This is a genomic window from Clostridiisalibacter paucivorans DSM 22131 (assembly GCF_000620125.1).
Taxonomy (GTDB): Bacteria; Bacillota; Clostridia; order Tissierellales; family Clostridiisalibacteraceae; genus Clostridiisalibacter; species Clostridiisalibacter paucivorans.
Window position 1 is genome coordinate 1 of the sequence record NZ_JHVL01000068.1, and the last position, 11268, is coordinate 11268.

5 protein-coding genes are annotated in these 11268 nt (G+C 30.3%); all 5 read right to left on the minus strand.

Annotation, left to right across the window (positions count from 1 at the left end; genetic code table 11):
• Positions 1-5: 5 nt before the first annotated feature.
• Positions 6-614: a metal-dependent hydrolase gene (locus Q326_RS0114005; RefSeq protein ID WP_026895951.1), complete on the minus strand. Its 609-nt coding sequence runs from the start codon at positions 612-614 to the stop codon at positions 6-8.
• An 84-nt stretch (positions 615-698) separates the two neighbouring features.
• A complete protein-coding gene (locus Q326_RS17490; protein WP_051531516.1) occupies positions 699-1256 on the minus strand; it encodes an HD-GYP domain-containing protein in 558 nt (185 codons plus the stop codon).
• A 91-nt stretch (positions 1257-1347) separates the two neighbouring features.
• Positions 1348-9033 carry an Athe_2463 domain-containing protein gene (locus tag Q326_RS0114015; RefSeq protein ID WP_026895952.1) on the minus strand — a complete coding sequence of 2562 codons (7686 nt, stop codon included), beginning with the start codon at positions 9031-9033 and terminating at the stop codon, positions 1348-1350.
• A gap of 80 nt (positions 9034-9113) precedes the next feature.
• Entirely contained in the window at positions 9114-10229 is a 1116-nt protein-coding gene (locus tag Q326_RS0114020; protein WP_026895953.1) for an S-layer homology domain-containing protein, read from the minus strand.
• A gap of 30 nt (positions 10230-10259) precedes the next feature.
• Positions 10260-10871, minus strand: a complete 612-nt coding sequence (locus Q326_RS0114025) for a PBECR4 domain-containing protein (protein ID WP_026895954.1) — start codon at positions 10869-10871, stop codon at positions 10260-10262.
• Positions 10872-11268: the final 397 nt, after the last annotated feature.

Here is an 11268-nt window from a genome sequence, read left to right on the forward strand (position 1 = left end):
GCCGTTTATACTTTACCTATGAGGAATTGAAACACTATAAGGAATTGAAACTTATAAACAAAATATATACTTGCAATGATTAGAACTATATTTTCTCCAATTCCACCAGTTTTAATGGTTATGGGAAAGCTCATATTTTTCTTCCAGGGGTAAAAAAGTTCTATTCCTCCGTTAGTTATAAAATCAGCTATTAGATGACTAAAATATCCTATACTAAAGCCTATATAAACCCCCACAAAGCCATATTGATTTAATAATACGTATATAGCTGTAGAGAAGAAAATAAAACCTAATAGGCTATGTGTAAATCCTCTATGATGAGATAGACTTGTAATTATTAATATACATCCTAAAAGTCTAAAACCTTTTATTCCTGATTTAGCATTGACATATATCAATGCTAAGCCTAATAATAAATAAACTATCATTCTAAATACTTTGTTTTTTATAGGTAATATTTTTTGATTTATTTTACTCTTTGGGTGATCTATATCTGGAACTAAAGCTCCAAAGATTGAAGAACATATTAGCATTATTCCAGTTTCTGTTGAATAATAAGATGCAACTGCCGCTCCTGCTGCAGCTCCTATTATCATATGTGTTTTTCCTTTCATTTTTTTAAACCTCCTTAAAATCGACCTCTTAAATTGACTTCTAAGACCTTTATTTAAAGGTCGCCATACCATAGCACCCCCTGTCTAGAGGTATTTTAAAATTTCCAAAAAAACTTTTAAGATTTCAGGGTCAAATTGATTTCCTGAACCTTTGGCCATAATTTTACCTATATCTTTTTTGTCAAAACTATATGGTCTATAAACTCTAGGATATTTTAGTGCATCATATACATCTGCTACCGATATAATCCTCGCCAACAATGGTATGTTTTTTCCTCTGATTTTGTCTGGGTAACCCTTTCCATCCCATCTTTCGTGGTGAGCTCTAACTATTTTAGATATTTTTTTATTGTTTTTTACATATCTTTGACTATATATAGGATGATTTTTGATAATCTCAAATTCATCGCTATTTAGTTTTCCTTTCTTAGAAAGTATGGCCAAAGGTATATCTGCCTTCCCTATGTCATGATACAGTGCAGATTCGTGTAAAATTAGAAGTTGTTTTTTGCTTAAATTTAACTCCCCACCTATTTTCAAACACAAAGCTGCCACCCTAAAAGAATGTTCTATCTCACGAACTGGCATTATATATTTTGAATATGTTTCCTGAATGCTTTCATCTAACTTTACATTTTTCATATGACTTCCCCCTCTATATTTCTATTCTTCTATACTTCTATAACTCTATAGATTTATACTTCTAAAATAAACATAAATATAGAGCCTCCCATCAATCGGAAAGCTCTATATCTACTTGTAAATCTCCCTCTATGCTACCTATAATCTTAAGAAAATCTCCATCAAAGTTATATTTATTATTAAAATTTAAAATAGCATCTTCTTTTGATGCTATTACTTCAGTATTGATTACAGTGCCTTTTGGCATAAATGGGTCTGAATACCATTCCAATGTCCATATAGAATCACTTCCATTTTGCCATTCCTTAGTCATATCTAGTTCCTTACTATATCCTGGATATTTTATCTTCATCTTTACTCTTTCGGGATTTCCTTTAGCATTGATTCTGAATGTGACCATGTAGCCAGTCTTGTATCCTACTGGCACTATAGGATCATTGTATAGTATAGGATATTTCCCATCATATCTTCCATGATTAACTATATGTGTGACCCTCAAATCCTTTAGATCCAGTGTCTTTAATACAAATCTTTCATTTTTTACATCAGTTTCTCCATTGTATGTTGTGGCTTTAAATTTTGCTGTATATTTTCCTTCAGGTATAACTGAAGATATGGGATAATCTCCTGACCAATATTTTTTGTTTCCTATTATCTTAGAATTTAAAGTTATAGTATTTTCGTAAATTGTTCCTTCAAATAATTTCACTACTAAGTTTTCCACATATTTAGTGGTTTCAGCCTCTATAGTAGCTGTTGTATCTGCTACCACTTCCCTAGGCATCTTGGGTATCAGATCTATAGGTGTTTTTATTCTTATTTTATGTTTATTTTTTGCTGTATTTCCATTTGGAACCCTTGCCCTAACTAGAAGCTCATAAAAGTCTTTATCCTTTTTTGTACGAGGAATTTCAATAGTTTTAGTATATTTACCATCTTTAAAATCCATTGAAACTTCACTTTCTCCTTCAATATACGCCTTCACAAATTCAGCAGGTACTGGAGATATTACTTCTGACATTATGTTTATTTTTTCTCCTGCAGGGATTTGTATATAGTCATTTTCATCTAGATTATCTTCAATTACTTCCACATATTCTGGTGGACCTATAGGTTTTATATCACTTTTTATTTTTATTGGAGTATTTGCTTTAAGTTCTAATACTTCAGATATTTCTAAATTAACTTTGTTATATAGACCATATACATCTATTTCATATCTACCATCAAATAATGTTTCTAAGGTAGATATTTCTTTTTCATAGTATTTGTTAGTAGAATCTTCATTAACTTTATCAAGCGTTATCCATTCATCAGAATATGGGATATATGCAACCACTCCATCTGAATCTTTTGACACCTGAGCTTTAATTTTATAATTTTGACTTGCATATATTTCACTAGACTTATCATATTCTCCATTTGGTAATGATTTTATATACGAATCTAGCCTTAAATCTACTACATAGAATATATCTTCTTTTGTTGCTCTAATACCATCTACACTTGTTACTGTCATTCTTATTTCATATTTTCCTGCATGTCCTATACTAGGTAAAGCATTAATCACATTGGGATAATTGCTTATGTCTTTATCAAATATTGTGGTATATTCAGTATCTCCTACAAGCCTGTACTCCATTTTTATATGCTCTATTCCATGATTAGCTATAGTATCCTCGTAATCTTCGTTATATGCCTTATTTTGTATAAGGATACTTGAATCTTTACCAAAGATGTTATCCTTGTATTCCTTATTCTTGCCATCACTATCTTTATCATTGGTATAGAGTTCAAAATCAGCTATAGGTTTACTAACTACTTTTACTTGTCCTCCATACTCCCAACCACTTTCCATGCCATCCTCATCTACTGCATTAGCATAGAAATAATATATGCCTTTCTTGTCTAATTTATTAAGGGTTTCATCATGTGTTTTTCTTTCTAAATTTGATGTGTTCCTTGAGTCTGCTGACCCTTGCATAAGCCCTGTATTGTTTTTGAATACATTTGGATTATGATAAAAAGCATATTTTGTATAATCTCCAAAGACAGTATCATCTTCTATCTCTGTATTGTGAGATATAGAACTACCTTTTACTATTACCGATGGTGCTACTGTATAACTTATTTTTGGTGGTTTCTTTTCTACTATAGCTTTTTTAGGAGTTATTTTTTTCTTATAAACTTCAACCCCTGAATCTTCTAAATGCTTGATTGCTTTATTTAAATTTTCTCCATTTAATCCAATTCCGTTATAATATTTTTCTGAAACAACTTGTTTAATTTTAGTTGTTTCTTCAAGTTCAAAGTATTTACCCTTTAACTCTAATGGATAGTCTGTTTTTGTACTGCTATCTATAGAAAAACTACCATCTGAATTTTCTATATATGTGTCATCTTCAAAATAATACTTAACTTCTACTATATCCCCATCAGGACTTGAATATGTCTCGTTTGATATTTCAAACTCTGCCATTGATGTATACGGGTCTCTAACACTTTTATTATTGCCTTCATTCCCTAGAACTTTAAAATTTCCAATGGGAACTTTATCTTTTATAATGTAAAATTTAAATTCTGCTTTTGTACCATCAGATTTTGTAGCCAATCTTCCTTTTTTGTCTTTAAACTCTATTGTAATTTTGTGTGGTCCGATATCTGTAAATATTCTTGAAAATTCTTTTTTACTGCTAAAATTATTTTCTGATTTAGTAGGTCTATAATCATTTTTATCAAAGAATATTTTCAATGTAGACCAATCAATTTCATCAGTTCCTTGTACTCCATCTATCTGAAAGTCTACTCTCCTAAATTGTTTGCCTATCCCTTCACCTTCATCAGATAGTATAGTTATATCTACCACTGGTGGTGATGGTTTTGGTGGCTTTACATTATCTCCTACTACTACACCTAATCTAGCTATATTTGAGTATTTTCCATAATCTTTTTTATCAAAACTATTTGGTTTATCTTTAGATTGGTATTCTAATACAAAGTAACCTTTTTTAGGAAATTTCAATCTATTATTGTCTAACTTGATTATTTCATTTCCAAAATTTCCCCATTTTTCATTTTTTGCTCTATATCTTTCTATAACTATTGGATGGTCTTCATAATCAATTGTTATACCATTAAGTTGAATAATATCGTTTTGTGAAATTTTTATAGAGCCAGTACTTTTCTGTGGCTTCCCAAACTTTTTTACATATTCTCCCAAAAACTTTATTCCTTTATTTATACTTGTAGCATTATAATATTTACCATTTGTTTGATTCGCTAATATTGATCCATATTTTGAATTTTTGCCACCTATATCTATAAAAATAACTTCTATTTTTTTATCATTTTTAAAATTCCTTAAATTATTTATTTCATTTATTTTTTTTATTATTAATTCAGAAGTTGTTCTATTTAAAGTAAGTTCTTTATTAGTTATTATAGGAAGTATATTTTTTACAGCTATATTTGAAGGATAATCACCTAATTTGTTTATGTCATCAATGATTTTTCTTGCATACTTTATTTGCACTGCTCCGTAATAGGATGATGACTCATTTCTTGTGTCAACCATAGTCCAATAATCCTTTATGTAATTCAAAGGATTGGACTCTAGATTAAATTTCCCCTTTCCATAAAATTCTGTTTTATCCCAAACATAAGAATTAACTATCTTTCTTTCAGATGTTCTACGATTTATCTTTACTATCTTATTTTCATTTCTAAGATGAGCATAAATATAATCACCATCTACTTTTATTTCATTTAAATCACTCCCTAAATATATTTCTTTTTTTCTCTCAATATCATATAAATAAGTATCATTTGGCTCATCCCAATAATTGATAATAATACCAGGATTAAAAGAATCTAATGCATATATACCATCATCAGTATTAGAATGATATAAACTCTTATATCCATGTCTTTTTTTAGGTTTATGTTCTATAGTGATTTCAGAAAATGTTTTTGGGTCAAACAACCTAAATCCTGTTCTCACACTTGCTTTAGGATTAAAGTTATATCCTCCGAAATATTTATTACTCAAATTTTTGAATGGTTTTAAATTATATACATCCTTCCATTTTTCTAATTTCTTTGTATCTAAATTATATGTTGTAAATTCATTATTATGATATTCATCAAAAAGTGGCTCTTGCAATATAATTAAGCTACTTTTCGGATTCCATCCTATTATATCTTTATGCGACCATATTGCACTATTTTTATTTAATACTATAGCATTTTTTTCATTTCCTTTTTTATCATAATGATATAATACATGATATGTATCTTTACGACTTTTCTTTTTATGTTTAACATACATAGTTACAACAACTTCATCTTTTATTACAGCAACACTTGTTATATTTATTCTATCTATATGTTTTGTATCACCAGTTAGATTGCTAGAATAGATTTCATTTTTAATTAATATTTTTTCTACTGTATTTTTTTCTTTATCATATTTAAATACTTTAATGTTATTATTCCAAACATCATATTTTCTTTTTATATAGTAAAACATTTTTGTTTTATTTTCATATATCTTATGTCTAGTTATATCTTTTTTATCATCATTGTCCCATTTGTCAGTAATCCATTCATATTCTTCTATTCCATCTATAGCTTTAGCTTTTTCTAAAGTATCTATTTTTTGTAAAACATTTAATTTAGCTGTTTCATATTGTTGGATGCTTATCTCTTTTTGAGTTTTAGTATCTAAATTATACGTATAATATTTAGGAGTATTGTAATTATACTGATTTGCATCAAGGACATATATATCTTTATCCACTACAAAATATTCTTGTATCTTGTTTTGTAGATTTATTTTAATATCAAAGTTTTTATTATCAAAGTATGGGGTATCATATGCTTTAAACCCTTCAGAAGTTGATAATAAAAAATATACTTTCCCTTTATATTCAATAATTTTTAATGTTTTTACGTTAGGGCTAATCCTGTCCGACCAATAAACTTTATATTTATCTTTAATTGAACTATAAACTTTTTCTTTAGTTTCAAGATTATATAGACAAAACTTATTCGTTCTAATGCTTTTATGCTTATCCCATGTCTCATGAACTAATGTCAAACTCACCCCTAAATACTTGTTTTGAACTATATCTACTTGTAAATCTGCTGATTTATCTTTATCTTCTATATAAGATTTATATTCATTGTATATTCCTGGTGGAATTTTTATTTTATCGTCTATGACGAACCAATTATCGTCATCCGTAAATGTAGTATATATAGAATTTAATTTAACACTTTCATTGATCATTTCTTCAGTTAGATCATTTAGTTGACTACCAACATTTTTAGATATCCCTACATCTGTAAATGTCAACATATTTACAGATGTAGGTTTTATTGCTTGAAATGTTGCAAATGGTGCTATGTTTCTAATTTTAACTTTATATTTTTTTTTATCTTCTAATTCATCTTCTGGCTCTAAAAATCTTTTTACTTGAGAATCTAAAAAATCTATAAATTTTTCTTTTGTTTTTACTAAAAGATTGAATTCTCCTACCCTATTGTCAATTGTTAAGTCTATTTTTTTATTGTCCCCTAACAATTGTATAGATTCATTCTTTTTTTCTACACTGGTTTCTATAATATCTCTATCTGGTGATATAGAGACTTCTTCGATATCTGTCAAAACTTTTTTAGTTACAGGATTTAAAATATAGTTGAACATTCCCTGTAATTTTGCAATAGGTTTAATATCTCCATCTATTATAATGTTTTTTTCCCAATGAGATAAGTTTCCCCTATAGTCTTCTACATCTATTTCAATTTTAAATTTTTCTGTTTTTTGATCATTATCATGGTCTCCTACAAATACAACTTTTGTTATATCATTCTTTTTATGAGTATATTCATTCTTATCTATGACATTAAAATTTGTTTCTATTCCTTTTATCCATTTTTTATCAAAAGCTTTTCCACCCACTGATATTGCTTTTTCTCCAGTTATTATATTAGTTATAGTTATCTTGGTTTTACTATCGTCAATCTTCCCATTCTCACTATCTTTACAAGCATCTTGAGGTTTGAATAGAGATTTATTATATATATATATTTCCCTATTTTTTTTATGTCCATATATCTCTCCTTTGGCTAATGGCAATGCTCTTACATCAATAGTTCTATTATCTATTGATTTATTTCCGCCTTTCCCTTTTACTGTTAAGTTTAGCTCTCTTTCCCCTACTGTATTAAATCTTAGGCTTCCTCCTTCATTTGCTCTCCATTCTTCTTTGTCATGCTTAGCCTTTTGTTTTGGAGATGTAAACAAATCATAAAATCTCCATCTGTTTGATGAATATTTTCTTCCAATTTTTGAACTAACTCTATATACTCCTGCTTCTTTTCCATCTATTTCAACAGTGCTTGCATTTCTAACATGTTCATAGAGTCCTTCATACCATATGGTTTTTGTGTCTATTTTAGCATTAGCATAACCTTTTGTATTATCTTTCGTTGATGTGCTTACTATTTCAGACCACCCTTCTATTCCATTTGTATCTTTACCCCAAACCCGAAAATATAACTCTCCTTCTTTTGTTGGAGTATATTCAAGATTTACAGCATTCCCTCCATCAGATATATCTTGAAAATTATTCATGTTTCCTATTGACACTTGATGTTGATATTCTATTATTTTTGCTCCTTTACTTGGTATAGAATCTTTCGCACTAACTATAAAAGGAGTATTTATTTCAACTTGTCGTGGTACTTCTTCAATCATTAGAAGTTTTTTAGATTCTATTTGTATAACCAAAATATTCCCAACCTTCACATCACTCAATCCCTCACCATCATCTACATATAGATAGAACTCGTATTTTCCTGCTTTGAGACCGTTTTGGAGTTCTTTTTCTGCTTTGTCTATTGTGTCATATACTGAACCTTCTTGGTTGCTGTCATAGTATTTGACTTGTTCATGGGTTTTGGTGTTTGTGATTGCTAGTTGCCATGTCTGGATTTCTGTTGCTATTGCTGTTGACTTGTCTCTGAAACCTGTGGTATTGTACTCTGTCGTTTGTTTCAGCAAATCAAAGTCTGCTACAATATCTTTTTGTTGTTCATCTGGGATTTCTATTTTCTTCAGAGGGGGCATGACGAATGTTTCGTACCATAGTTTGTTGCCTACTTTGTGCCAACCTCTGGCAAGCCCTACTGTATATTCAGTCGGTGGACTCAGGATATGGAAATGCTCTGCTAGATAGAGCTTGTCAAAATCCTTTGGTAGTTTTCCTCCTCTTTCAATATCCCTAACCCATACCATCGATTGCAACCATTCGCCACATTGATATGGGTTTTTCATGAAAAAATTCGGTTTGTTAGCCAATCCAAAAACGTACGGCTCTACCCAGTTTTTCTGTGAAGGGCTCCTATGGGAGTCTGCATCATTGGGAAAATCGGGATTTGAGTATTGGTTTCCCTTGGAATCATAGCCTAGATATCTATATTCTCCACTTTTTCTGCTATTCCCTGATACATCAGATGGGCTGCCATATACTGCTATCCCACTGTCCAGCCCTGGAACTGAATCGATGGTGGAATCGATGAGATATTCCTTGTTTATATTCAGGGTTTTTCCCATTATTTTTATTGATTTTTTTACACTTGGAGGGAGGGGTATCACCCTCCCATCCTCTAATACAATTCTGTTGTTTCCCGCGAAACTGGGGAATATATTCTGTGGGATAGATGTCGCTACAATACAAAAAATCAATACAAATATTAATGTCTTTTTTTTCATTTTACACACTCCTTTTTTAGAAAAATCCAATAAAAAAAGAGCAAGGATTTTCTAGATCCTCACTCATGCTTCCTTTTTTTCTATTTTCCACCTATAGATATAGATGTTTCTGTTGGCCAGCTTTTCACTCTATATGTTCTTCCATCTGACTTTCCCGATACCTCTTCTCCTGTATCTATTTTTTCTATAAACTGTTTGTATATTTTCTCATATCCTTTTGGATATATTTTTTTCAGAATATCTTTTGTGATTTTTTTTGTTTCATCTGTATAGCTATTCACAACTATATTATTATCGAATTTGTGTTCGAATGTCCCCTCATCTGTATCCGAATAGAAACATAGTATATTCTCATATATACTCTCTTCTCCTTCAGGCATATAGAAAATAGAAACCGTGTCATGATTATTATAGACCAGTTTGAAATTGTCGTTTTCATCAAAAACGCTGAGTGCTTGATTGAAAACGACTACGGTGTCTTTTCTTTCTACTGCAATTTCCTCTCCATCTATTACTATTTTTGGCTCTTCTACTACTTCTGGAATTTCTCTTTCATCAGTATCCAACAACTTCACTAGCATGGTGCTGGCTTCTGCCCTTGAAGCTGTTTTTTGTGGTGAAAAAGTCCCACCGGGTAGCCCTTTGACTATTCCTGCTGCATATACTCTCAGTACATATTCTCTATATTCAGTAGAAATTTGTTCAAAGTCTGCTATGTTGTTTTTGTATTTTCCCCAGTTTTCTGGCTCTTCTTCCATAGCCCTTGCTATCATACGAGCCATCTCTGCTCTGGTGATATTTTTGTCTATATCGGCAAATTCGCCACTTTCAATATATCCTTCCTTCATAGCCTTTTCTATGTAGTTTTTTGCCCAGTGTCCACCTTCGAAGACCCCTGGGTCTTCTCCCTGAGCAACTATCAGAAGTTTGGTGAATTCTGACCTAGATATTGCCCTATCAGGCTTGAATGTCCCGTCTAGGTATCCAGAAATCACATCTTTTTCTAGCAATTCTTCTACCCACTGAGTTGACCAGTGATCCTTCATATCGGAAAATTTTTCTACTATAGAAACTATAGTATCTCCCGCTTTTGACACTATCTTTTTGATTTTTTCTCCCGTAGACAGGGGCTCTGCCATTGCCACCGAAGAAAAAATCATACAAAAAACTAAAATCAAAGCAATCGTTTTTTTCATATCCCTCATCCTTTCATTTTTAGAATATTCTTATTCTTTTGAAGCAGCAGTTTCTTGAAAAACTTCATCTTGTGCATACACCCTATGCTCAATAGCTATAGACTCTCTACGTTTACATATTTTGAGTTCGATTATATTGTGAATTTTTTGATTTTTTACATACAAGTCGTCATATTGCACCAAAAAAGTTTCTGGATAATAATAAGATCTATCTCTAGACAAACATAGATGCAAAAAAGCATGTCCTTTTTTTCTATAGAAAATTATATCTGACCTAATTTTAGGAGGTCTAGAAGAAATTACTTTAGATTTATCAAATTTTATAACTATTTTTTCAAATATCATGTCATTAATATCTTTAAAGTTTTTAATTCTATATTTAATGTCTTTAAAATATTCGCTTTTTTCAATATCACTATATTGAATTTTTTTATTTAAAATTTTATTAAAAATACCTATCGCTGAATTTTTATTATCTTTTTTTACTTTTCTTATATCTTTTAATTTATTCAAGCCTATTAAATGATAAAATTGTTCTTTTCTGATGCATAGCTTTATGATTTTGCCATTTTCAATAATAAAATAATAATCTTTGTCACATAGTTTATTGAAATTCAATGCACATTTTCTCAATCTATCCATTTCTTTATCCTCACTTTAGAAAAAAATAAAAACGCTTTGAATATTCAAAGCGTTTGATTACTACATATGTGCATTTTTTCCACTTCGGATTATATGAGTTTACATCTTCAGCATTTTTAAACCATACAGTCGCTGAGGACCCCACATAACCTAGTCAGGCTATGGCTCTATGCACCAAACCATATGGAACCTCCACGGTCGCTGGCCCGACAAAGCGATAACGTATCAACGGTCAAATTCTATTATACTTTGATTATATACTATCATGATAGCATAGTCAAATCTATAGTATTGAATTTTTTGTAAAATATTCAAACGCTTCATTATATTTATTTAGAAATATCTGGAAATTTTGAAGGCTCTATACGTTCCAAATCCTCATACTTTCTTTCTATAC

Bases quoted from the DNA above. Each gene is read 5' to 3' on its own strand.
- Q326_RS17490 (WP_051531516.1), bottom strand. From the start codon at position 1,256: ATGAAAAATGTAAAGTTAGATGAAAGCATTCAGGAAACATATTCAAAA.
- Q326_RS0114020 (WP_026895953.1), bottom strand. From the start codon at position 10,229: ATGAAAAAAACGATTGCTTTGATTTTAGTTTTTTGTATGATTTTTTCT.
- Q326_RS0114005 (WP_026895951.1), bottom strand. From the start codon at position 614: ATGAAAGGAAAAACACATATGATAATAGGAGCTGCAGCAGGAGCGGCA.
- Q326_RS0114015 (WP_026895952.1), bottom strand. From the start codon at position 9,033: ATGAAAAAAAAGACATTAATATTTGTATTGATTTTTTGTATTGTAGCG.
- Q326_RS0114025 (WP_026895954.1), bottom strand. From the start codon at position 10,871: ATGGATAGATTGAGAAAATGTGCATTGAATTTCAATAAACTATGTGAC.